The organism is Streptomyces sp. NPDC048191 (assembly GCF_040652655.1).
Taxonomy (GTDB): Bacteria; Actinomycetota; Actinomycetes; order Streptomycetales; family Streptomycetaceae; genus Streptomyces.
In genome coordinates this window covers 46582-69060 of sequence record NZ_JBEZMO010000027.1, presented here as the reverse complement: position 1 = coordinate 69060, position 22479 = coordinate 46582, and the positions used below count along the sequence as shown (strand labels likewise).

Annotated in this window: 18 protein-coding genes; 8 read left to right on the top strand and 10 right to left on the bottom strand. The window is 72.9% G+C overall.

The window, feature by feature from the left end; all coding sequences use genetic code 11:
* Positions 1–103: 103 nt before the first annotated feature.
* Positions 104–1825, bottom strand: a complete 1722-nt coding sequence (locus tag AB0D93_RS32170) for a DEAD/DEAH box helicase (protein ID WP_362127029.1) — start codon at positions 1823–1825, stop codon at positions 104–106.
* An 87-nt stretch (positions 1826–1912) separates the two neighbouring features.
* Positions 1913–2116 (bottom strand): cold-shock protein, encoded by a 204-nt coding sequence (locus tag AB0D93_RS32165; RefSeq protein WP_020943502.1) that lies wholly within the window; start codon positions 2114–2116, stop codon positions 1913–1915.
* Between the two features lie 300 nt (positions 2117–2416).
* On the opposite strand from AB0D93_RS32165, the gene AB0D93_RS32160 reads away from it, so the two are divergent.
* Complete coding sequence (locus AB0D93_RS32160) at positions 2417–4585, top strand: SpoIIE family protein phosphatase (RefSeq protein ID WP_362127025.1); 2169 nt, start codon at positions 2417–2419, stop codon at positions 4583–4585.
* Positions 4586–4686: 101 nt separating this feature from the next.
* Here the strand turns inward: AB0D93_RS32160 and AB0D93_RS32155 are convergent, their stop codons facing one another.
* Positions 4687–5871 carry a type III polyketide synthase gene (locus AB0D93_RS32155; protein WP_362127022.1) on the bottom strand — a complete coding sequence of 395 codons (1185 nt, stop codon included), beginning with the start codon at positions 5869–5871 and terminating at the stop codon, positions 4687–4689.
* A 618-nt stretch (positions 5872–6489) separates the two neighbouring features.
* Here AB0D93_RS32155 and AB0D93_RS32150 point away from each other — a divergent pair.
* Together AB0D93_RS32150 and AB0D93_RS32145 are read left to right on the top strand one after the other, a co-directional pair.
* Positions 6490–7710 carry a metallophosphoesterase gene (locus AB0D93_RS32150; protein WP_362127019.1) on the top strand — a complete coding sequence of 407 codons (1221 nt, stop codon included), beginning with the start codon at positions 6490–6492 and terminating at the stop codon, positions 7708–7710.
* Positions 7711–8011: 301 nt separating this feature from the next.
* On the top strand, positions 8012–9397 hold the full coding sequence (locus tag AB0D93_RS32145; RefSeq protein WP_362127016.1) for an MFS transporter: 1386 nt from the start codon (positions 8012–8014) through the stop codon (positions 9395–9397).
* Between the two features lie 60 nt (positions 9398–9457).
* Here AB0D93_RS32145 and AB0D93_RS32140 read toward each other — a convergent pair whose 3' ends face one another.
* The 4 genes from AB0D93_RS32140 to lnt form a co-directional block, all read right to left on the bottom strand.
* Positions 9458–11377, bottom strand: coding sequence for a GAF domain-containing protein (locus tag AB0D93_RS32140; protein ID WP_362127013.1), 1920 nt, complete (start codon positions 11375–11377; stop codon positions 9458–9460).
* 76 nt (positions 11378–11453) lie between these two features.
* Positions 11454–12269: a 3-hydroxybutyrate dehydrogenase gene (locus tag AB0D93_RS32135; RefSeq protein ID WP_362127010.1), complete on the bottom strand. Its 816-nt coding sequence runs from the start codon at positions 12267–12269 to the stop codon at positions 11454–11456.
* Between the two features lie 55 nt (positions 12270–12324).
* Positions 12325–12804, bottom strand: coding sequence for an NUDIX domain-containing protein (locus AB0D93_RS32130; protein ID WP_362127007.1), 480 nt, complete (start codon positions 12802–12804; stop codon positions 12325–12327).
* Positions 12805–12893: 89 nt separating this feature from the next.
* Entirely contained in the window at positions 12894–14504 is a 1611-nt protein-coding gene (gene lnt, locus AB0D93_RS32125; RefSeq protein ID WP_362127004.1) for an apolipoprotein N-acyltransferase, read from the bottom strand.
* A 416-nt stretch (positions 14505–14920) separates the two neighbouring features.
* Between lnt and AB0D93_RS32120 the strand changes: the two genes are divergently transcribed.
* Positions 14921–15892, top strand: a complete 972-nt coding sequence (locus tag AB0D93_RS32120) for an O-antigen ligase family protein (RefSeq protein WP_362127150.1) — start codon at positions 14921–14923, stop codon at positions 15890–15892.
* A gap of 38 nt (positions 15893–15930) precedes the next feature.
* On the opposite strand, the gene AB0D93_RS32115 is transcribed toward AB0D93_RS32120, so the two are convergent.
* Positions 15931–16476, bottom strand: a complete 546-nt coding sequence (locus AB0D93_RS32115) for a hypothetical protein (protein ID WP_362127001.1) — start codon at positions 16474–16476, stop codon at positions 15931–15933.
* Between the two features lie 107 nt (positions 16477–16583).
* Positions 16584–17369, bottom strand: a complete 786-nt coding sequence (locus AB0D93_RS32110; protein WP_362126998.1) for an aspartate/glutamate racemase family protein — start codon at positions 17367–17369, stop codon at positions 16584–16586.
* A gap of 69 nt (positions 17370–17438) precedes the next feature.
* Here AB0D93_RS32110 and AB0D93_RS32105 point away from each other — a divergent pair, with 69 nt between their 5' ends.
* The gene (locus AB0D93_RS32105) at positions 17439–18602 is read left to right on the top strand and encodes a glycosyltransferase (RefSeq protein WP_362127147.1); all 1164 of its coding nucleotides are present in this window, start codon (positions 17439–17441) and stop codon (positions 18600–18602) included.
* A gap of 6 nt (positions 18603–18608) precedes the next feature.
* Here AB0D93_RS32105 and AB0D93_RS32100 read toward each other — a convergent pair whose 3' ends face one another.
* Positions 18609–19952 (bottom strand): TerD family protein, encoded by a 1344-nt coding sequence (locus AB0D93_RS32100; protein ID WP_362127143.1) that lies wholly within the window; start codon positions 19950–19952, stop codon positions 18609–18611.
* Positions 19953–20245: 293 nt separating this feature from the next.
* Here AB0D93_RS32100 and AB0D93_RS32095 point away from each other — a divergent pair, with 293 nt between their 5' ends.
* The 3 genes from AB0D93_RS32095 to AB0D93_RS32085 all read left to right on the top strand — a co-directional run bounded on the left by AB0D93_RS32095 (position 20246) and on the right by AB0D93_RS32085 (position 22352).
* The gene (locus AB0D93_RS32095) at positions 20246–20683 is read left to right on the top strand and encodes a DUF6643 family protein (protein ID WP_362126994.1); all 438 of its coding nucleotides are present in this window, start codon (positions 20246–20248) and stop codon (positions 20681–20683) included.
* A 43-nt stretch (positions 20684–20726) separates the two neighbouring features.
* Positions 20727–21551, top strand: a complete 825-nt coding sequence (locus tag AB0D93_RS32090; protein WP_362126991.1) for an MOSC N-terminal beta barrel domain-containing protein — start codon at positions 20727–20729, stop codon at positions 21549–21551.
* A gap of 195 nt (positions 21552–21746) precedes the next feature.
* Entirely contained in the window at positions 21747–22352 is a 606-nt protein-coding gene (locus tag AB0D93_RS32085; RefSeq protein WP_362126989.1) for a hypothetical protein, read from the top strand.
* The last annotated feature ends 127 nt before the right edge of the window (positions 22353–22479 follow it).

Genomic DNA, 22479 nt, shown 5'->3' with positions numbered 1-22479 from the left:
CGGGCGCCGGGCACCTCCTGCCGCGCACGCCGGGACCAGCTGCTTCAGCGGCTGGTCCCGGCCACGGATCGTCGTCACCGGGGCCGAGCTCGCCTGGTGCGGCTCAGGTGGCAGAGGTGCGGCGGCCGCCTCGGCGGTCGGATCCGCGGCCGCCGCCCCCGGCAGCGCCGCCCGTGGCTCCGCCGGCCACCGCCCGTCGCCCGGATCCGCGGACGCCCTTGCCGGAGGCGGCGCCGGTCGCCGCGCCGGTCGCCGGCTGGCGGTCGGAACCGCGGCCGCCCGCTCCGCCTCCCCTGGTCCCGCTGGATCCCGCCCGGCGGGCAGAGCCGCGCCCGCCGGTCGTGGGGGTGCCGCCAGACGCTGCTCCTCCGGGCGCGGCCCGGCGGTCGGAGGCCCGGCTGCCCGTGCCGGTGGCCGTACCCGTCGCCGATTCGGCGCCGCCGTTTCGGCGTCGGCCGCCGGATCGCCTCCCGGACCTGGTACCGGTCTTCCGGTCCGGACGGGACGCCGTCGGTGTCGCCGGCTGGGGGACCTCGATGGTGACGGCCGTGCCGGACGGCTCGCGGGCGCCGGTGATGGTGGCCAGTTCCGTGTCGCCCGACGTGACGTGGGCCGTTCGGGGGCGGATACCCGCGTCCGACATGAGCCGGGTCACGTCCCGCTTCTGGGCGGGCAGGACCAGCGTGACCACGCTGCCGGAGCCGCCGGCGCGGGCCGTGCGGCCGCCGCGGTGGAGGTAGTCCTTGTGGTCGGTGGGGGGATCGACGTTCACGACGAGGTCGAGGTCGTCGATGTGTATGCCCCGGGCCGCGACGTTCGTCGCCACCAGCGCGGTGACCTGGCCGTTCTTGAACTGTTCCAGGGTGCGTGTCCGCTGCGGCTGGGAGCGGCCTCCGTGCAGTGCCGCCGCCCGGACACCCACGGCCAGGAGCCGCTTGGCGAGCCGGTCGGCGGACCGCTTGGTGTCGAGGAAGAGGATGACCCGGCCGTCACGGGCCGCGATGCGCGTGGTGACGGCCTTCTTGTCGGTCTCGTCCTGGACGTGGAGGACGTGGTGCTCCATGGTGGTCACCGCTCCCGCGGACGGATCCACGGAGTGCACCACGGGGTCGGTCAGGAACTGCTGGACCAGGCGGTCGATGTTGCGGTCGAGGGTGGCCGAGAACAGCAGGCGCTGCCCGTCGGGCCGTACCTGCCGGATCAGCTTGGTGATCTGCGGCAGGAACCCCATGTCGGTCATCTGGTCGGCTTCGTCCAGCACCGTGATGCGTACGTCGCCGAGGACGCAGTCCCCGCGTTCCACGAGATCGTTGAGCCTGCCGGGGGTCGCCACGAGCACCTCGGCGCCGCGCCGGAGCGCTCCGGCCTGCTTGGTGATGGACAGCCCGCCGACCACGGTGGCCAGCCGGCAGTTCACGGCCGTCGCGTAGGGCGTCAGCGCGTCCGTCACCTGCTGGGCGAGTTCACGGGTGGGCACCAGCACGAGGGCGAGGGGGGCCTTGGGCTCCGCGCGCAGTCCGGCCGTGCGGGCGAGGAGCGCCAGGCCGAACGCGAGGGTCTTGCCGGAGCCGGTGCGTCCGCGTCCCAGCACATCACGGCCGGCGAGCGCGTTGGGCAGCGTGGCGGCCTGGATGGGGAACGGGGTGGTGACACCTTGCGCGGTGAGGGTCTTCAGCAGCCCCGCGGGCATGTCCAGGCGGGCGAAGTCCTCGACGGCGGGGAGTGCGGGTGTCGTGCTTTCCGGTAGCCGGAACTCCCTCGGCGACGACGCCGACGGTGAGGGTGACGAGGCGCGCCGGTTCGGCTTCTGGGGCCTGCGGGACATGCGGTGGTATGCCTTCCTGGAAACAGCACAAACCGGGGTCCGCACCCTGACGGTGCGGACCCCGGTGAGCGGATACGCGTCCGGCGATCAGGCGGGGACGATGTTCTCCGCCTGCGGGCCCTTCTGGCCCTGCGTGACGTCGAAGGAGACCCGCTGGCCCTCCTGCAGCTCACGGAAGCCCTGGGTCGCGATGTTCGAGTAGTGGGCGAAGACGTCGGGGCCGCCGCCGTCCTGCGCGATGAAACCAAAACCCTTTTCAGAGTTGAACCACTTCACGGTTCCCTGTGCCATTGCCTTCTCCTTCTGTAGGCAGAGGCCCCATCCGGAGATGCCGGAAAACAAATAATGCGCCTTAGGAGGAACATTCCCGTCAGGCGCACATAGGTTCATGGGTACCACAACTGCAACACCGAAACCGTAGCACAGGTCGGCGGCCCGCTGCGGTTGGACGAGGCGCGCGCCGATCGGCTGGTGTAGGCGAAGCCACCGCCGGTGTTATTCAATGAGGTGTGCGGTCAGGGATCTCGGGGCCCCGTCGCACGGGTCCGAGTACGGCCTCGGCGCTGTGCCGGGGATTGCTGAGAGAGCCGCATGGACTCCACATCCTCCCCCTCCCCCTCGTCCTCTTCGCCGTTCGACCTCGTCAGCAGCGCCCTGGGGCGCTACATCCCGCGCGGCGGAGGGGCAGCGGGCGCCGGCCCCGCCGACGCGGAGGGCGAGCGCACCACCCGCCATCGCCTGCCCGACGACCCGGCAGCCGGCCGCCAGGACCAGATCCTCGGCGCGGTCAACCTGGACAGGGACCTGAGAATCACCCGCTGCAATCTGGAGGCCCCCGTATTCGCGGGTCTGGACGCCGAGATCGGGAGTCCCTTCGTCGATCTCCTGCCCCGCGGGGACGTACCGACGGTCACACGGCGGTTGCGGCAGGTCCTGGAGACCGGTGACGCGCATGTCGCCCGGATCCAGCGACTGCGGCGCGGCGACGGGTCGGAGCTGGTGGTCTCGATGAGCATCCTGCCCGCCGCCTTGCCGCAGGAGGGCCTGACCGTCTCCGTGATCGCCATGGCCAGAAGGCTGCACCTGTACGCCGCCGAGACCGCGATCGGCACGTCGCTGGACATCGGCGAGACCGCGCAGTCGCTGGCGCGGTCCCTGCTGGCGTGGGGAGACGTGGCGGCCATCGACCTCGACTTCGCCGTGTGGACGGGCGAGGGGGTCACCGGGCAGCCGCAGGGACGCATCCGGCTGCGGCGGGCGGCCCTGGTGCCGGACCGGGCATGGCCCGACGGCTACGTGACTCCCGGCGACGATCTCCCGAGCGACGCGAGCCGCCTGCTGGCGCAGGCCGTGCGGCGGGACGATGCCCCGCAGGCCATCGTCATACCCGACCGGGAGGCGGTCGAGCGGGTACTCGGCAGTCCGCGAGTGATGCGTGCCCTGGTGCCCGGCGACCGGTCGGCGGGGGTGGCCTGCATACCGCTGGTACTGGAGGGCGCGCCGCCCGTCGTGCTGGGTGTGGCGGAGGTCTGGCGCCGGGCGGACTGCCCCTTCCGCGACAGCGAGCTGCTCGACCTGCAGGAACTGGTCGCCAGGACCGCCCATCACGTCGACCTGGCGCGTCAGCACCAGCGCGAGCACACGCAGGTGCTGGCGCTGCAGCGCCGGCTGCTGCCCCGGACCGGCGGCGACACCATCGAGATCGCCAGCGTCTACCAGCCCGCCACACCCGACAGCGCGGGCGTCGGCGGGGACTGGGTGAACAGCTTCCCCCTGCCGGACGGCCGTACCGCGCTGGTGGTCGGTGACGTCGTCGGCCACGGCCTGGGAGCCGCGGCGACCATGGGCCAGCTGAGCACGGAAGCCCGAGCTCTGCTGTCCGCGGGGCTCGCGCCCGACGAGGTGCTGGAGCACCTGGACGAGACCGTGACACTGCTGGACGACGCGGAGTCCGGGCTGGCGGCCGGCTACAGCGCCCTCGGATCGACCTGCTGCATCGCCCTCTACGACCCGGTCAGCCACCGCGTGGCGCTGTCCAGCGCCGGCCACCTGCCCCCGGTACTGGTCTCGCCGGACGGGCACGCGGGCCCGCTCGTGGTCCGCCCTCACCCGGGCCTGGGCGCCGAGTTCGCACTGCGGGAGCCGTTTGACGTGCACACGTACGACGCGCCCCCCGGCTCCCTGCTCGCCCTCTACACCGACGGCCTGGTGGAGGATCCGGCCGTGTCGATCGACGAGGGCATCGGCAGGCTGGCGGACGCCGTGTCCACGGTGCACCCCTGGGACTCCCTGCAGCAGGCCGCACGGCACGTCGTCTCCGCCCTGGCACCCGTGCACCAGCGCGACGACGTGACCCTGCTGCTCGCGCGGATGATCGGCTACCGCAAGGGGGACACCGCGACCTGGCGGCTGCCCGCCCGCTACGACGCCCCCGCTCGTGCCCGCTCGTACGTCGCCGCGCTGCTGCGGCAATGGCGCACCAGGGACGACACCCGGGACAAGGTTCTCCTGCTGGTCAGCGAGCTGGTCACCAACGCGGTGCGCTTCGCCACCGGCCCCATCACGGTACGGCTGATCAGGGCCGGGCACGGTGTGCTGTGCGAGGTGGGCGACACCGGCAACGGAAGGCCACGGCTGGGCGGGGGCGGTCTCCTCGACGACGGCGGTCGTGGCCTGCACATCGTCCACCGGCTCACCACCCGGTGGGGGGTGCGGTGGACGGACACGGGCAAGGTGGTCTGGGCGGAGATCACCAGGTGACGCCCGTCATCCGGCGCCACCCAGGGTACGGACGGTGCCCTCGGCGGTACCGGTGGCGTGACCGGTGACGCCGAGGGCCCGTTCGCCGGCGCGGGCTCGCCCTAGAGCCATTCCCCGTCGAGGGCTGTGGCGGTCAGGCCCGGCGCCGCCGCGTACAGGACGGCGCGACTGCCCGGCTTCTGCCCGGCGTCGTGCGCCCGCCGCATGATGTCGAACACGGCGGCGCCTCCCCTGTTGCCGCTGGTGTAGCTGTCCCGGCTGTAGTCCAGCAGACCCGACGGCCACGTGTCGGGCATCGTCTGCTCCATGTACTCCAGCACCCGGGTCCCGCCGGGGTGCGCCAGCAGCACGTCGGGGTGCCAGGAGTCGGCGTGGTCCTGGTAGCGGACGCGCAGCCACTCCCACATCGCGGTGACCGTCTCCTGTACGGCGCGCGGCCCGCGCCGGTCCATCACGAAGTGCGTCCCGTCCGCCCGCGTGTCCAGGCGGTGCAGGTCCTGGGTGCCGGGCAGGGTGTGGTGCCAGGCGGAGTCCAGCCGCAGCATCGATTCACGCCTCGGACGGCCCGTGACCACCGCGGCGACCGCGGTGTCCGCGAACAGCAACCGGACGATCAGGGACTCGAGGGTGTCGTCCGCGGGCTGGTACGTGGTGCTCAGCGCCTCCGCGATCACGACCAGGACCACCCGGTCGGGATCCGCGGCCACGAGATCCGCCGCCAGCGCCAGGGAGCGGGTCCCCGCGATACAGGCCCACTGCGTGGCCGGCTGCAGCATCACGTCGTTGCGGAGCTGGAGCCTGTTGGCCAGGGCGATGTCCAGACCCGGCAGCGCCGGGGTGGTGGAGTTGCTGGTGATCAGGCAGTCGACGTCCGCGGCGTCCAGCCCGGCGATCTGCAGGGCACCGCGCGCCGCACGCTCCCCGTAGGACTGCACGGCCTCCCAGGCCGGCGCGGTGCGCTCCTGGACGGTCTGCGGCGTGGGTATCGCCTCGAGCGCGGCGATCACGCGGTCCACGTCCTGCTGGGTGAACCCGTCGCGCGCCAAGGCCTCTTGGGCCGATCCGATGCCCACGGCCTGGAGACCACCGCCGTTGCCGGGCGCGACGGCGGCTTCCAGCGGCAGCATCCACCCGCGGGTCTCGATGCCCGTGCTGGCCGCGATGCCGTCGATTCGCGGCTCCCACGCCGCGTGCGGATGCCGGTCGCGCACCTCCGCCACGATCTGGCTGGTCTCCACGGCGTGCTCGCCGTGTATCACGGCAGGAGGGCAGAGGTAAGCGGCCATTGCGGGGCACCTTTCCGGGGGAACAAGCGGGAATGTCACGAGCGCTGTGGCATGGGTCACTTTGTGACCCATCGCCCAAAGAGTGGTAGATGGGCTCCACTTAGAGCGCTGATGTCCGTTTCGAGCATGGACGCCAAATGGACATTTCCGCTGTGATGCAGACAACTTAGGCGGCGTTGGGATGCGTGACACGGCACACACCACGGGAGTTGGCGCCACTCGGAGCGGCACCGCAAGCCCGGCCGCGACCTCCGAGAGCTCGGTGAGGTGTTGATCGAGGGTGCCGATGCCCTCGACAGAGGTGGTGAGGGCGTCGCCGGGAGCGGGGTGGCGTGGTGGGGTGTGGGGGAGATCAGGTCGCGGGTGTTGCCGTCCTGGACCGTCTCGCCGTTGACCGTGGTCATCAGCCGCAGGCTGCCGGGGCTGAGCGGCCGCGTTCGCCTTGATCCAGGCCTTGGCCGACGGGACCAACTGCTCGACGGTGGCCACCACTTCGTCGACGAGACGGTCCCGCGCCTTGGCCGTCCCAAAGGGCAGCGCCCATGAACGCCGGTCCGGCCGGCCCGAGGACGACCGGATACAGTGCGCGATACGGCAGCCTGGTCAGGGAGGGCAAGCGTGACCACCACCAGCAACATCCGACCCGCCGACGATGAAGCGCGAACGCCACGGCGGAGCCGACTGCACCGCCTGATGCGCTACATCCCCCTGATCGCCCCCGTCCTGCTGTGGGCCGTGCCCTGCTGGGTGCTCCTGTACGGCGGCCAGCACTGGCCGCTGCCCGTCACACCGGTCGGCACCGCCCTGTTCGCCCTCGGGCTCATATGCATGCCGCTCGCGATGGTGCGCGGCCACGGCCGGCGCCAGCAGGACCGGGCGGCGATCGTCGGTGACACCCTGCTGGGCACCAGCTGGATCCTGTTCACCTGGTCCGTTCTGATCGGTGTCTTTCTGCGGCTCGCCCTGATCGTGGCCGGCGTCGGCGAGAGCCAGGACCGGGCCCGCATCGTCACGTGGGCCGTCCTCGGCGTAACCGCCGTACTGCTCGCGTGGGGGTACGCCGAGGCCCGTCGCGTACCACGCGTGCGCCGACTCGATGTGCAACTCCCGCGCCTGGGCGCCGGGCTGGACGGCACCCGCGTCGTCCTCATCACCGACACCCACTACGGCCCACTCGATCGCGCTCGCTGGTCGGCACGGGTGTGCGAGACGGTGAACACCCTGGAAGCCGACCTGGTCTGCCACACCGGCGACATCGCGGACGGCACGGCCGAACGCCGCCGCGCCCAGGCCGTCCCACTCGGTACCGTGCAGGCCACCCGGGCCCGCGTCTACGTCACCGGCAACCATGAGTACTACAGCGAGGCCCAGGGCTGGGTCGACCTGATGGACGAGCTGGGCTGGGAGCCGCTGCGCAACCGCCATCTGCTACTCGAACGCGGAGGCGACACCCTCGTGGTCGCCGGCGTGGACGACGTCACCGCCGAGTCCTCCGGCCTGGCAGGCCACCGCGCCCACCTCGCCGGAGCCTTGTCCGGCGCCGACCCCGACCTGCCCGTCCTGCTCCTGGCACACCAGCCCAAGTTCGTCGACCGGGCGGCGGCCGCCGGCATCGACCTCCAGCTCTCCGGCCACACCCACGGCGGCCAGATCTGGCCCTTCCACCACCTGGTCCGCCTCGACCAGCCCGCCCTCGCCGGCCTCAGCCACCACGGCACCCGCACCCTCCTCTACACCAGCCGTGGCACCGGCTTCTGGGGCCCGCCGTTCCGCGTCCTCGCCCCCAGCGAGATCACCCTGCTCGTACTCCGCTCCCCACACCTGCCCACCTCGCCGTAGCCCGGGCGGGCCGGGGACGCCCAGGCCGGTCGTGCGGCACTGATCGGTCAACCACTGTGGGCCAGGACGGAGTTCGGGGTGGTGGCCGGTCTTCGGGCGCCAGGTGTCGCCGTGGCGGGTGTGGAGTCCAACTCCACGGACCCCGCCCCGTGTCGAGGCCGACAACGCCGCGCCACTATGGTGGCCGCACGCACTTCAGCGCTTAGAACTATGGTGTCCCACCACATACGCCTCTGACCTGCACGTTCCTACGGTGTGGCGACACGCAAACGTCCCCGTTCAACGCCAGGAAGTGGTGCCGATGTCGTCGCCCGCAAGCGCTCCACCAGCCCCGTCCAGCCTCCCACGCATCGTCGCCGCCAGCCTCATCGGCACCACCATCGAGTGGTACGACTTCTTCCTCTACGGCTCTGCCGCCGCGCTGGTGTTCAACAAGCTGTTCTTTCCGGACTCCGACCCGCTGGTCGGGACGCTGCTGTCGTTCCTGACCTATGCCGTCGGGTTCGCGGCCCGCCCGATCGGGGCGCTCGTGTTCGGGCACTACGGTGACCGGCTGGGGCGGAAGAAGCTGCTCGTGCTGAGCCTCGTGATGATGGGCGGGGCCACCTTCGCCATCGGGTTGTTGCCCACGCACGCCACGGTCGGGGCCGCCGCGCCCGTGCTGCTCACCCTCCTGCGGCTCATCCAGGGGTTCGCGCTCGGCGGTGAGTGGGGCGGTGCCGTCCTGCTGGTGTCGGAGCACGGGGACGCGCGGCGGCGCGGCTTCTGGGCCTCGTGGCCGCAGACGGGCGCGCCGGCGGGGCAGTTGCTCGCGACCGGTGTGCTCTCGCTGCTGACCGCCGTGCTGTCCGACGACGCCTTCGGGATGTGGGGCTGGCGGATTCCGTTCCTGCTCTCCGGGCTGCTCGTGCTCATCGGTCTGTGGATCCGGCTGTCCGTCGACGAATCCCCCGTGTTCAAGGAGGCGTTGGCCCGGGCCGAGGCCCGGCAGGCGGAGGAGACGGCGGAGGCCGAGAAGCTGCCGCTCGTCTCCGTGCTGCGGCACCACTGGCGGGACGTGCTGGTGGCGATGGGCGCCCGTATGGCGGAGAACATCAGCTACTACGTCATCACCGCTTTCATCCTCGTGTACGCCACCACCTCGGCCGGCGTCTCCAAGCAGACCGCGCTCAACGCCGTGCTCATCGGCTCCGCCGTGCACTTCGCCGTCATCCCGGCCTGGGGCGCCCTGTCCGACCGGGTCGGCCGACGGCCCGTGTACCTGCTCGGTGCCGCCGGTGTCGGACTGTGGATGTTCCCGTTCTTCTCGCTCGTGGACACCGGGTCGTTCGGTTACCTGGTGCTCGCCGTGACCGTCGGGCTCGTGCTGCACGGCGCGATGTACGCGCCCCAGGCCGCCTTCTTCGCCGAGATGTTCGCCACCCGGATGCGGTACTCGGGTGCATCCATCGGAGCCCAGTTCGCCTCCGTGGCGGCCGGTGCGCCGGCGCCGCTCATCGCCACCGCGCTGCTGGACGACTACGGCAGCTCCACTCCGATCGCCTTGTACGTGATCGCCGCCGCGGTGCTGACCCTGATCGCCGTGGGCGTGGCGCGGGAGACGCGACACCGGGATCTCGCCCACGTGGCCGCCGAGGGCGGGGAGCCGGCCGGTGCGAGCACTGCCGCCGAGGCGCGAACGGCCTGACCGTCCGGCGCCCCGAGCGCGCCCCTTGCCCGACCCCCGTACGGCGTGTCCGTACGGGGGTCAGCGTCTGTCCGGAGCCGCCAACCGGTGCAGCCGCAGGGCGAGTTGGATCTCCAGGGCGCGGGCGGGGGTGTGCCAGTCCTCGCCGAGCAGCCGGCCCACCCGTTCCAGCCGTTGGGCGACCGTGTTCACATGGACGTGCAGCGCGTCCTTGGTGCGGGCCGGGCTCATCCCGCAGGCGAAGTACGCGTCCAGGGTGCGCAGCAGGTCCGTGCCGCGTCGCTCGTCGTACGACACGACCGGGCCGACGGTGCGGTCGACGAAGCCGGCGATGTCCCGGTCGCCCGCGAGGAGCAGGCCGAGGAAGCCGAAGTCCTCGGCCGCCGCTCCGTCCCCGTCCCTGCCCAGCAGGTGCAGCGCGTCCAGGCAGCGGCGGCCCTCGGCGTAGGCGGCGGTGACGGTCTCCGGGTCGGTGGTCAGGCCGGTGACCGGTGCCGAGGCGCCGACCGTGACCGGCTGGTGCACGGCCGTGCCGAGCTGGCGGGCGGTGCGACGGGCCAGGTCCGTGGCGGTGCCACCGGGGGCGAGCGGCAGCAGCAGGACGGCGCCGCCGTCGCGTGCCGAAGCCAGGCCGTGCCGGGTCGCGGCGAGATGGGAGGCGGCCGACCACAGACGGCGGCGGGCCGCGGCCTCCTCGTCGGCGTCGGCCGCCGGCCCCTCGATGCGTGCCGCGAGGACGACCTGGGTGGCGTCCAGGTCGGCGTGCAGCCGCGCGGCCCGTTCGCGCAACAGGCGCGGGTCGCGGTCGCGCGCGTCCAGCAGGTCGTCCAGCAGCTCGCCCCGTACGCGCTGTTCGGCCTCTGCCGCCGATCGCCGAGCGAGCAGGAGCAGCGAGGTGACCATCGCCGCGCGCTCCAGGGTGCGCTGGTCGACGGGGTCGAGGCCGGGGTGGCCGCGCAGGACCAGGGCGCCGAGGAGTTCACCGCCGGCGGCGACGGCGGCGATCCAGTCGCTGTCGTGCCGTACGGCGTGTCCCTCGGCGCGTGACTCCTCCAGCGGCTCGGCCGGTGCCGCGGCGGCCTCGGTGAACTCGACGGTGCCGTCGAGGACTTCGGAGACGGCGGCGGCCACGTCGTGCACCCCGCCCCCGCGCAGGACGAGTTCGGCGAGCCGGTCGTGCACGTCGGAGGCGCGCTCTATCACGGCGCTGCGGTCCCGGATGATCCCGTTGGCGCGCTCCAGGCCGGCCAGGGCCGCCCGGGTCTCGGTGAGCAGGTTGGCGGTGTCGATCGCGGCCGCGGCGAGCGCGGCGAAGGAGCCGAGCAGGGCGATCTGCGCACGTTCGAAGACGCGGGCCCTGCGGTCGGCGGCGAAGAGGACGCCGATGACGTGCGGACCGAGCATGAGGGGCACGCCGAGGATGGCGACCAGGCCCTCGTCGCCGACGCCGGCGTCGATGGTGCGGGTGTGCTGGAAGCGGGCGTCCTTCATGTAGTCGTCCGTGACGTACGGCCGGGTCGTCTGGGCGACCAGACCACCGAGCCCCTCGCCCATGCCGAGGCGCAGTTGCTGGAAGCGGGCGGAGACGGAACCTTCCGTGACCCGCATGTAGGTGTCGCCGCGCCCCGGGTCGTTCAGGGTGAGGTAGGCGACGTCCGTGCCGAGCAGGGAGCGGGCGCGCTGCACGATGGCCTGCAGGACGGCGTCCAGATCGCGCAGGCCGGCCAGGTCGTGGGCGGTCTCGAAGAGCGCGGACAGCTCCGCCTCGCGGCGCCGGCGTCCCTCCAGCTCGGCGCGGACACGCAGGGCGAGCAGCTTGGCCCGTTCCAGCGCGGCGATCCGGTCGGCCGCCCTGCCCTCGGCGCGGGCGAGCAGCACCGGCTGCTCGTAGGCCTCCGCGGAGGCGTCGCGGGCCAGCAGCTCGAGGTACGGGGCCTCGATGCTGCCCATGGGTGCCGACTGAACGTGATCGCGAGACATGGTCACAGGATTCCGCATCGTGCGCCCGGCCGGTCAGGCCTGTGGAAAACTCCGGGACCGGGCGCCGCCGGGGGTGTCAGTGGGCCGTCCACCCGCCGTCGAGCACCAGCGAGGTGCCGGTGACGAAGGACGCCTGGGGGCCGCACAGGTAGGCGACTGCCTCGGCGACCTCCTCCGGTTCGATGAGCCGCCGGACCGCGCTGTCCTTCAGCAGGACCTCCGACAGCACGCGTTCCTCGGGGATGCCGTGCGCCTGCGCCTGGTCGGCGATCTGCTTCTCCACCAGGGGAGTGCGCACATAGGCCGGGTTCACACAGTTCGACGTCACCCCATGGGCGGCACCTTCCAGGGCGGCCGTTTTCGACAGGCCCTCGAGACCGTGTTTGGCGGCCACATACGCGGACTTGAACGCAGAGGCGCGCAGACCATGGACGGAGGACACATTGACGATCCGGCCCCAGCCCTGCGCGTACATGTGCGGGAGAGCGCCGCGGATGAGCCGGAACGGCGCCTCCAGCATCACGGTGAGCACGGTGTGGAAGACCTCGGGCGGGAACTCCTCGAGGGGACGCACCAGTTGCAGACCCGCGTTGTTGACCAGCACGTCGGTGCCCGCGGCGGCGTTTTCGGCGGCGTCGAGGTCCGTGAGGTCCACGACGTGCGGTACGACGGTTCCGGGGAGGTCACCGGCGCCTTCCGCCTGCTGGGCGAGCTCGGCCAGGCCGGTCGCGTCCCGGTCGACGGCGCGCACCCGCGCACCGGCGGCGGCCAGCCGCAGCGCGCAGGCGCGGCCGATGCCGCCGGCGGCACCGGTGACGAGGGCGGTGCGGCCGACGAGGTCGAGGGCAAGGGGCTGCGGGCGAAGGCCGGGCAGGGGGCTGGACGCGGTCATGTGCCGACCCTAGGCGGAGCCCCAGCCGTCACCACATGTGGTGGCCACCCATACTTCAGCCCACAGTCGTAGGGTCAAACCATGTGGGTGCCTCGGACATTGCCTGCTTGATCCGGAAGCGCCCGAACTCGTTGAGCTCGGGCAGCGCGTCCACCGCGAACCAGCCCACGTCCAGGGACTCGTCGTCGTTGACCCGGGCCTCGCCGCCGACGGCGCGGCAGCGAATGGTGATGTCCATGTACTGGCACTCGTCGCCGTTGGGGTAGGTGACCGGCTCCAGGGCCTGGACGAGCACGACCCGCTCGGCCACGCAGTGCACCGCCGTCTCCTCGAAGACCTCCCGCACGGCACAGGCCGCGGGCTGCTCACCGGGCTCCGGAATGCCCCCGATCACCGACCACTTGCGGGTGTCGGTCCGCCGCCCCAGGAGCACTCGGCCCTCGTCGTCGAAGACGATCGCGGTGATCCCGGGCAGCCAGAGCAGCTGCTGTCCGGCGGACGCCCGGAGCGTGCGGATGAAGTCAGGAGTAGTCATGCGCCCGACCCTAACCGGCCGGGCCCGCGCTCTCCTGGCAGTTCAGGGGCCGTACGCGCCGGTTCAGGGCGCGTACGCCGGTCGTACGGCTACGCGCCACCGGTGCGCCGACGGCGCAGGCCGGACCCGATCGCCCAGCCGACACCGCCCGCGGCGACCAGCACGAGAGTCACCTCCGGGAGGATGCCCAGCTCGGTCGCGGGGGTCTTGGACGTGCGCAGCGGCACCTTCTGGACCAGGTAGGCGGGCACGAACATGCCGGTCTTCCGGGTGATCTTCCCGTCCGGCATGATGACCGCGCTGACGCCGCTGGTCACCGGCACGGTCACGGTGCGGCTGTGCTCGACGGCACGGATGCGGGACATGGCGAGCTGCTGGTAGGTCATCTCGCTGCGGTCGAAGGTCGCGTTGTTGCTGGGCACCGAGATCATCTCCGCACCGTGGGTGACCGTGTCCCGTACGGCCCAGTCGAAGGCGGCCTCGTAACAGGTGGCGAGACCCACCTTGGCGCCGTCGATGTCGAACACGCCCGGCCTGCTGCCGCGGCTGAAGTCCTGCCGGACCATGCCGGTCCAGTTCTTGTTGACCGCGCCGACGAGGCCGCGCAGCGGGAGGTACTCGCCGAACGGCTGGATCTGCCGCTTGTCGTAGGTCTGCGTGGGCCCCTTGGCCGGGTCCCACAGGACCTGCTCGTTGAGCAGCTTGCCGTCCCTCTCGACGACGGCGCCGACCGAGATGGGCACGCCGACGGCCTTGGCGGCCTCGTTGATCACGGCGGCCGCGTCCGGGTTGCCGAACGGGTCGATGTCGGAGGAGTTCTCCGGCCACAGCACGTAGTCGGGCTTCGGCGTCTTGCCCGCCTTGATGTCGGCGGCGAGCTTGAGCGTCTCGCGCACGTGGTAGTCGAGCACGGCCCGGCGCTGGGCGCTGAACTCCAGCCCGGAGCGCGGCACGTTGCCCTGGATGACCGCGACGGTCCTCGTGCCGTCCTCGGCCTTGTCGCTCACCAGGGGCCGGGCGGCGACCGCGCCCGCGACGGGGACGGCCACGCTCAGCAGCGCGGCGGCCGCCGCTCCGCGCCGCACGGTCCGCGTCCGGCGCCCTTCGGCGATCAGCCGGCCGGCCTCGTACAGGCCGAATCCGCACAGCACGACCGCGAATCCGAGCACGGGTGTGCCGCCCACCGCGGCGAGCGGCAGGAAGACGCCGTCCGCCTGCCCGAACGCGATCTTGCCCCAGGGGAAGCCGCGGAACGGCACACGCGCGCGTACCGCCTCGCCGGCGATCCAGACGGCGGCCGCCCACACCGGCCAGGCGGGCAGCTTGGACACGGCCGCGATGCCGACACCGACCAGGGCGACGAAGATCGCCTCGATGGCGACGAGGGCAAGCCAGGGGCCGGGACCGACCTCCACGCCGGTCCACACCAGCAGCGGCAGCAGGAAGCCGAGCCCGAAGACGTAGCCGAGTCCGAACGCCGACTTCCAGGCACGGCCACGCAGCACCCAGGCGAAGCCGGCGAAGGCGGGCAGCGCCAGCCACCACAGGGGGCGCGGCGGAAAGCTGACGTAGAGCAGCACTCCGCAGAGCGCGGAGGCGACGGCCGGGACCAGGCGGAGCAGGCGGCCGCGGAACGCGCTGGGCGCGGGAGACGGCTGGAGTCGGTCCGGCTGGTCCACGGAAGTTGCGGTGACGGTCACCCGGGTGAGTGTACGGCCGCTTCCTGGGCCGCCGACAGCGCGGTACGCGGGGCGGGACCGGCTCGGCCGCCCACCGTTGTACCTGGTCGCCCCCCTTGCCCGCGCGCGTCCGACGGCTGGGGTGCCCGCTCCGCCGGCGGTCCCGTACCAACGGCGTTCCGCCGCCGCTCACCGCGACTTTCCATCGCATCTCGTGCCCAAACCGGTCATCAGCCGCTACGGTGTGGCCAGCCTCGGCGGTGCGGCCGGATCCGGCGCCGCGCCCGGCCGTGGCCTGGGGCAGGGGTCGGGGACGGGGACGAGGGGCTGTGGTGGGGTCGACCAGGACGAGTTGCGCGGCCGACGCGGGCGGGGGCCTGGTCGGCGTGGACGGGGACGCGGCCGGCGTCAGACGAAACGTTTCTGACGGCGCGGGGATGATGCTGCTGGGCGCCTGCGCCGGCTGGTCGCTGATCACCGCGGCGGCCCACGACGGACGCCCCGAGGGCATGCTGCTCGCGGTCCTCGCCGTGACCGCCGGTCATGCCGTCGGCCGGGTCTCCGGGGCCCTGCTGCCGGTGGCCGCGCCGATCGCCGGTGCGGCCACCGCACTCGCGCTGGCCGTGGCCCTGCCCGGGCTCTCCACGGGTCCCCGGTACGCCGCTCCGCTCGGCCCGGCCGGTGCGACGGCCGCCCTGTTGGCGCTGGCCACCGGAGCCGCGTGCGGTGCCGCCTGGGCGACGCCGGCACCGGAGCTGCGGCTGGTGCTGCGGCTGCTGGCCGCCGGAACCGTGCTGAGCGGGGCCGCACTGGGCTCGGCGGCCGGTTGTGCGGCGAGCGCGGCCGTCCTGTCGTGTTCGCTGGCCGCGGGAGCGGTGTCCCGCCGGGGTGTGGCCCTGCTGGGTCTGGCCGTGGCGGCGGCCCTCGTGGCCGGGACGACCTGGGCGCTCGCGGCGGACGTGCTGCCGGGCGGCCTCGCCCGGGTCCTCGAGGGCCGGCTGACCGGGCACCGGGTGGCACTGTGGCAGGACGCCCTTCGCCTGGCGGGACGGAACCGGGGGCTCGGCGTCGGTCCCGGACGCTTCGGCGAGCTGGGTGGCACGGCGCCCCAGATCCCTTCCGCCGACGGCAGGCCGCACTCGGCGCTGCTCCAGCTGGCGGCGGAGCAGGGCCTGGTCGGGGTACTCCTGTTCGTCGCCGCGTTCTGCTGGGTGCTGCACGCGCTCTGGCGCTCTCCCCGGTCCACTCCGGTCGCCCTGACCGCGGGCGCCTCCCTCACCGCACTGGCCGTCCTCGCCACGGTGAGCAACGCGCTCAGCTTCACCACGGTGACCGTGGGCGCGGGGCTGCTGGCCGGGATGGCGACGGCGCGGCCGTGGGCACGGGCAGGCGCGGATCCCCGGCCCTGAGCGGTGTCATACCGCGCGCCGACACACGGCGGACGGCCTCAGCGGGCCGAGCCCGGGGTGATCGTCCGCAGCCGTGCCCTGATGACCCGTACCGCCGACTCCGCGTTGTCCACGGTGATCGTGAAGGTGTGGCCGTCCCACAGGCGCAGCACGATGCCCTCACCACGGCGCACGACGACGGCGGTCCCCTTCTCGGGGCGCCAGCGGTATCCCCAGCCGCCCCATTGCCGGGGCGTGACGAGGGCGGTGAAGTCGGCGCCCGCCACATGGGAGAGCGGGATGCGGCGGCGTGGCAGCCCCATATGACCGCACCGCACCTCGAGGCACTCCCTGTCGAGCCTCAGGTCGACGTGGACGAAGGCGAGCGTGCCGAAGAGGACCAGCAGGCCGGCGGCGATGCAGCCCACGACGGACATCACCAGCGGAGCGGTACCGGCGCTCCAAGCCGAGTCCACGGCCAGCTCGATGCCGAGCGCCATGCAGGCCGCCCCGACCAGCGCCAGCAGCCACTGGACACGGTTCGTGGCACGCCCGGTCCACACATCGGGCTGCCGGCCGTCGTCGGCCGGGGGGTGGTCCCTCATATTTATGAGGTTACTCATGTTTCGCTGCGCGGGGAGGGCGTAGCGGAGGGTGACTGACCCGGGTGGGCCACCGCGGGCGTCCGCGTGGTCCGCGGCGACCAGGCCGGTCAGCGGACGGGGCTGACCGCCTGCAGGAAACGGCCTTCCGCGTAGGACAGTGCCGTGTCCGGAAGTGTGGCCGCGCGGCCGCTGAGCAACACCGTGAGCGTGGTGTCGGCGACGGCTGCCGGATCGGGCTCGGCTCCGATCCGGCGCAGGGCCTGTGCGGCCACCGCTCCGGCGGAGCCGTGCAGGGCGAGCGGTGGGCGGCCGGGCCGCTGGACGGCCGCCCGGATGCGCTCGCCGACCAGCTCGTAGTTGGTGCAGCCCTGCACGAGGGTGGTCACGTCCTCGGGGGTGCGGGCGGCGGCCGAGGCGATGGCGGCCTCGATGGCGCTCTCGTCCGCGTGGTGCACCGCGTCCGCGAGGCCCGGGCAGGGCACCTCGGTGACGGTCACACCGGCGGCGAACCGATCGATGAGATCGCGCTGGTAGGCGCTGCCGGTGGTGGCGGGTGTCGCCCAGATCGCGACATGGCCGCCACCCGCCGCGGCCGGCTTGATCGCCGGGACCGTACCGATGATCGGGAGGTCCGGTTCGAACCGGGCCCGCAGCTCGGGCAGGGAGTGCACGGACGCGGTGTTGCAGGCGACGATCAGGACGTCGGGCTCATGGTCGGCGGCGGCCTCGGCCACGGCGAGGGCCCGTCGGGTGATGTCCTGTGGAGTGCGCGGGCCCCAGGGCATGCCGTCCGGGTCCCAGGAGAGCACGAGATCCGCGTCGGGCCGCAGCCGCCGTACCGCGGCGGCGGCGGGAAGCAGGCCGATTCCGGAGTCCATGAGCGCGATCTTCACCCGGCCACGATAGACGATCGGGCCTTGCGGGCCGGTGCCGTGGGGCAGACTGCGGCCGTGAGCGCCCTGATGTGGATCACCGTCGTGTCACTGGCCGCCTGGTGCTGGCTGCTGCTGTGCCAGGGCTTCTTCTGGCGCACGGACGTCCGGCTGCCGCCTCGCCGGGAGCCCGACGCGTGGCCGTCCGTGTGCGTGGTCGTACCGGCCCGTGACGAGGCCGCCGTACTGGCCGCGAGCCTTCCGTCGCTGCTGGCGCAGGACTATCCGGGACGAGCCGAGGTCTTCCTGGTGGACGACGGGAGCACCGACGGCACCGGGGAGCTGGCCCACGAGCTGTCCCGGCGGCACGGCGGACTGCCGCTGACCGTGGGCTCCCCGGGGGAGCCGCCGGCGGGCTGGACGGGCAAGCTCTGGGCGGTGCGGCACGGTATCGGCCTGGCACGCGCGCGTGACCCCGAGTACCTGCTGCTGACGGACGCGGACATCGCGCACGCGCCGGACAGTCTGCGCGCGCTGGTCTCGGCGGCCCGTGCCGGGGGCTTCGACGTGGTGTCGCAGATGGCGCGGCTGCGGGTGGAGAGCGTGTGGGAGCGGCTGGTGGTCCCGGCGTTCGTCTACTTCTTCGCGCAGCTGTACCCCTTCCGCCGGATCGGCCGGAGGGGATCGCGTACGGCAGCGGCAGCGGGCGGCTGTGTCCTGCTGCGCGCGGGGATGGCGGAGAAGGCGCGCATCCCGGACGCCATCCGGCACGCCGTCATCGACGACGTGGCGCTGGCGCGGGCGGTCAAGGGCGCCGGCGGGCACGTCTGGCTCGGACTGGCGGACCGGGTGGACAGCGTGCGCCCGTACCCGCGGCTGCACGACCTGTGGCGGATGGTCTCGCGCAGCGCCTACGCGCAGTTGAGGCACCACCCGCTGCTGCTCCTCGGGACGGTAGCCGGGCTCGTGCTGGTGTACCTGGTGCCGCCCGCCGCGGTGGTCGTGGGAGCGGCGGGCGGCGGTACGGCGACCACGGTCGCCGGCGCTGCGGCGTGGGCGGTGATGGCGGGGACGTACGCGCCGATGCTGCGCTACTACCGGCAGCCGCTGTGGCTCGCGCCGCTGCTGCCGTTCACCGCGCTGCTGTACCTCCTGATGACGGTCGACTCGGCCGTGCAGCACTACCGCGGGCGCGGGGCCGCCTGGAAGGGTCGTACGTACGCCCGTCCCGACGCCCTGCCCGACGAGGGCTGAACCCCGTCACTTGCGGCCGGGCGTCCAGTTCATGCCCCATCCGTAGACGCGGTCTATGGTCCGCTGCGGGCTCACTCCGCGCTCCGGCACCAGATAGCGCGCCTCGCGCTGCACGATGAGGTCGCCGCCCGTGTTGGTGATCAGGGCGAGCGCGCACACGGTGGAGGGGACGGTGCACTCGTCGAGCGGGAAGTCGATCGGGGCGCCGTGCTGCGGCTGGAGGGTGACGGTGGCGTGCAGGTCGGCGAAGGAGCTGGCGCCTTCGTAGATGGTCACGAAGACGAGGATGCGCCGGAAGTCCTGCTTGTGGTCGAGGTTGACGGTGAGGTTCTCACCGCTCGCCACGGCGCCCGTGCGGTCGTCGCCGTCGAGGTGGATGTACGGCGGCCGGTGCAGTGATCCGAAGGCGTTGCCGAGGGCCTGGACGACCCCCTTACGGCCGTCGGCGAGTTCGTACAGGGCGCACAGGTCGAGGTCGAGGTCCCCCTGCCCACGTCCCCACCGGCCGCCGCGGCCGGAAAGGCTCTTCCGCATCTGCCAGTTGAGGTTCACCCGCATCGCGCCGGAGGTGCCGCCCTGCTTGGCGAGCGAGACGGAGGGCGCCGCCTTCGTGAGGGTGACCTTGGACAGACGGACGGGCTGGGGTGCCGGCGGGGTCACGGGCGGGGGCGGTGCGGTCACCGGCGGCGGTGAGGGAGCCGTGGCCGGCGGCGGGGGCAGCGGCACCGGGGCCGTGCCGGGCGGCGGGGGCGCCGGAGCCGCCGCGGCGGGCGGGGGCGGCGTCACCCGGGCCGCCGCGACAGGCGGTGCCGCGGGCGGTACGGCGCGCTGGGGTTCGTCCACGGTGATGCCGAAGTCCGTCGCCAGGCCTTCGAGTCCGCTGCTGTAGCCCTGGCCGACGGCCCGGAACTTCCAGCCGCCCTGACGGCGGTAGAACTCGCCGAGCACGAAGGCCGTCTCCACGGACGCGCCGGGGCTCTCGAAGCGGGCGACCGCCTGGCCGCTCGCGGCGTCCGTCACCTCGATGTAGAGGCCGGGGACCTGTCCGAAGGTGCCGCCGTCGGCGGAGGCGGCCAGGACGATCCGCTCGATCGCGCCCTCCACCCGCGCGAGATCGACGGAAAGGGTGTCGGTGACCCCGGCGCCGGCCGCCCGCTTGCCCTCGTGGCGCACCGCGCCGGAGGGATGGTCGGGCTGGTTGTAGAAGACGAAGTCGCCGTCGGAGCGGACCTTGCCGGTGGCGAGCAGCAGCGCGGAGGCGTCCGCGTCGGGCACGCCGGGCCCGGAGGTCCAGCCCAGTTCTACACGCAGGGCCGTGGTCGGCACCGGCGTGTTCGAACCTTTCTGCATTGGCATGTCCGCCCCCATCCGTCTCGGCTTCCGGGCACCCCGGTCGTCCGGGTCATCCCTACCCGCACAACCTATTCGCGGGCCCAGCGAACTCCCACGACCGGCGCAGGAAGATCGCCGGTCAACTGCCGGTAACCCCCGCAGGACCTCGGCCTTTACACGATTAAAACGCCGGACGGCGTCCTATTTTGCCAAGTTCGCTCGGATTGGGGATCCCCAGTCACAGCGGACACGGAAAACAACCCTCTTATCGGTCTCCCCAACGAGCACATCGTGGGCTTAACTTATGTGCCATGACCTCCCCCCGCTCCACTTATGGTGGCGGCTACTACTCCGCCTCCTTCCCGGACACCCCGATCTACGACTCGCTCGTCGCCGAGCGTGGTACCCCGCAGATCGCCCCGATCCGGGTCCCCGCCGCCTACGACACGGGCAGCAGCCTGCCCGCCCTGCCGTCGGCACTGCCCGCCCTCCCGGCGGCCCCCTCCCCGCAGGCCCCCGCCTACGGATACCCGCAGACGCCGCAGCCCGCGCCGCTGCAGCAGGCGCCCACGGCGTACATCCCGCAACAGGCGAGCGCCCCGCGCGGTTATCCAGGCCCGCAGGCGCCGCAGCAGCAGCGCCCGATGGGGATGGGCACGGGCTACGAGGCCATGCGCCCGGCCGCGCCCCGCCCCGCGCCGACTCCCTATCAGGATCCGTACAACAACCAGCAGTACCGCGGCTACTGACCGACGCCCCGCCGCTGTCGGTGCCACCTGGCACGATGGCGGCATGGGAAACGTCGCAGTGCAGTCGATCCACGTCCATCCGGTCAAGGCGTTCCAGGGTTTCTCACCCCGGGAGGCTGTGGTGGAGCCCTGGGGCCTGGCCGGGGACCGGCGCTGGACACTGGTAGACGACGGGGGAAAGGTCGTCACACAGCGCCAGGAGCCGCGCCTCGCGCTGGCCGCCGCCGAGCTTCTGGCCGGCGGCGGCGTTCGTCTGTCAGCGCCGGGCCAGACGCCGCTGACGGTGTCCGTGCCCGAGCCCGCCGGGACGGTGCCGGTGGACGTCTTCGGCACGAAGGTCGAGGCGGTCCCGGCAGCGGAGGCCGCGCACGCCTGGTGCAGCGCCTGGCTACGGGCGGACGTCCGCCTGGTGCACATGGACGACCCGGCCGCCCGCCGCCCGGTCGATCCCGAGTACGCCCTGCCCGGCGAGACGGTGAGCTTCGCCGACGGCTATCCCCTGCTGATCGCCACGACGGCCTCCCTCGACGCCCTGAACTCCCTGATCGCCGAGGGTGCCCACGCCCATGAGGGCCCGCTGCCCATGAACCGCTTCCGGCCCAACGTCGTCGTCGCCGGCACCGAGCCCTGGGCCGAGGAACACTGGTCGCGGATATCCGTCGGTGAGGTGCTGTTCCGCGTCGCGAAGCCGAGCGGGCGCTGCGTCGTCACCACCGTCGACCAGGACACGGCCGTACGCGGCCGGGAACCGCTGCGCACCCTGGCCCGCCATCGCAAGGTCGGCTCGGGGCTGATCTTCGGCCAGAACCTCGTGCCCCTCTCGCCCGGCACGATCAGGATCGGGGACCCGGTCCGCGTGCTGGAGTAGCCGGAGCAGCACCCGACGACGGTCGGACGAGCGGGGAACCGAGGGCGGGGCCCCGTCGTTGGGAGAACATGAGAGATTCATGAGCCGCCGCGTGCATGACCGTCCGCGGTGGACGTGATGTCGCTCTCTCTTGCCCCGGAGCGCGGATGCGCGCCCGTTCCGGTGGCTATGACGGAGCGGAAGGGGGGTGGGGACATGCGCGCTCTCAGTGGCCTGTGGCGCTGGCGGCGCAATCCGCTGCGCCGCACGACCGACCTGGCCGAGGCATGGGTGGCGCTCGTGGCGCTGGTGCTGATCGCCGTCGCCGCGCCCGTGGTCGGCTGCCTCGCCGGCGCCGCCGCCCAGGACTCGCTGCAGCGTGCCGTGCGCGAGCAGCAGCACACACGCCACCTGGTGACCGCCACGGTCGTACGTGACCTGGGCGAGGCCCCGTTGGAGACCGACCCCGACACGACCACGGCGCGCGAGGCCCGCAGCCGGGTCCTCGCGGAGTGGACCGCGCCCGACGGCTCCGACCGCCACGGTCTGGCATTGGCCGAGCTCAAGTCACCGCACGCGGGCGACCACTTCAGGCTCTGGACGGACCCGCAAGGCCGAATAACGACCCGCCCGCTGGACTCCCCCACCGCCACGACACACGCGGTGCTGGCCGGGATCGGCGCGGCCCTGACGGTCATGGGCCTGGTCGAGGGCGTCCGGCGGCTGACGGTGTGGCGCCTGGTCCGCAGGCGGTACGCGCGCTGGGACCAGGCCTGGGACCGGGCGGGCCCGGACTGGGGCAAGGCGGGCACGGGCAGCTGACCGCCTTCCCGCTCTGGTCAACCCACCCTGCACGCACACGCTACGGTGGACCGGCCGAAGCGCTTTCGGCGACAACCCGCGGGTGAGCGAACCGCAGGGACGCGCACAGGTTTTCGGGAACGCGAAC

Coding starts and splice junctions, on each gene's coding strand:
- AB0D93_RS32115 (WP_362127001.1), bottom strand. CDS start 16,476: ATGAGGGACCACCCCCCGGCCGACGACGGCCGGCAGCCCGATGTGTGG.
- AB0D93_RS32100 (WP_362127143.1), bottom strand. CDS start 19,952: ATGCAGAAAGGTTCGAACACGCCGGTGCCGACCACGGCCCTGCGTGTA.
- AB0D93_RS32160 (WP_362127025.1), top strand. CDS start 2,417: ATGGACTCCACATCCTCCCCCTCCCCCTCGTCCTCTTCGCCGTTCGAC.
- AB0D93_RS32085 (WP_362126989.1), top strand. CDS start 21,747: ATGCGCGCTCTCAGTGGCCTGTGGCGCTGGCGGCGCAATCCGCTGCGC.
- AB0D93_RS32120 (WP_362127150.1), top strand. CDS start 14,921: ATGATGCTGCTGGGCGCCTGCGCCGGCTGGTCGCTGATCACCGCGGCG.
- AB0D93_RS32130 (WP_362127007.1), bottom strand. CDS start 12,804: ATGACTACTCCTGACTTCATCCGCACGCTCCGGGCGTCCGCCGGACAG.
- AB0D93_RS32105 (WP_362127147.1), top strand. CDS start 17,439: ATGTGGATCACCGTCGTGTCACTGGCCGCCTGGTGCTGGCTGCTGCTG.
- AB0D93_RS32135 (WP_362127010.1), bottom strand. CDS start 12,269: ATGACCGCGTCCAGCCCCCTGCCCGGCCTTCGCCCGCAGCCCCTTGCC.
- AB0D93_RS32090 (WP_362126991.1), top strand. CDS start 20,727: ATGGGAAACGTCGCAGTGCAGTCGATCCACGTCCATCCGGTCAAGGCG.
- AB0D93_RS32155 (WP_362127022.1), bottom strand. CDS start 5,871: ATGGCCGCTTACCTCTGCCCTCCTGCCGTGATACACGGCGAGCACGCC.
- AB0D93_RS32140 (WP_362127013.1), bottom strand. CDS start 11,377: ATGTCTCGCGATCACGTTCAGTCGGCACCCATGGGCAGCATCGAGGCC.
- AB0D93_RS32165 (WP_020943502.1), bottom strand. CDS start 2,116: ATGGCACAGGGAACCGTGAAGTGGTTCAACTCTGAAAAGGGTTTTGGT.
- AB0D93_RS32145 (WP_362127016.1), top strand. CDS start 8,012: ATGTCGTCGCCCGCAAGCGCTCCACCAGCCCCGTCCAGCCTCCCACGC.
- AB0D93_RS32170 (WP_362127029.1), bottom strand. CDS start 1,825: ATGTCCCGCAGGCCCCAGAAGCCGAACCGGCGCGCCTCGTCACCCTCA.
- AB0D93_RS32095 (WP_362126994.1), top strand. CDS start 20,246: ATGACCTCCCCCCGCTCCACTTATGGTGGCGGCTACTACTCCGCCTCC.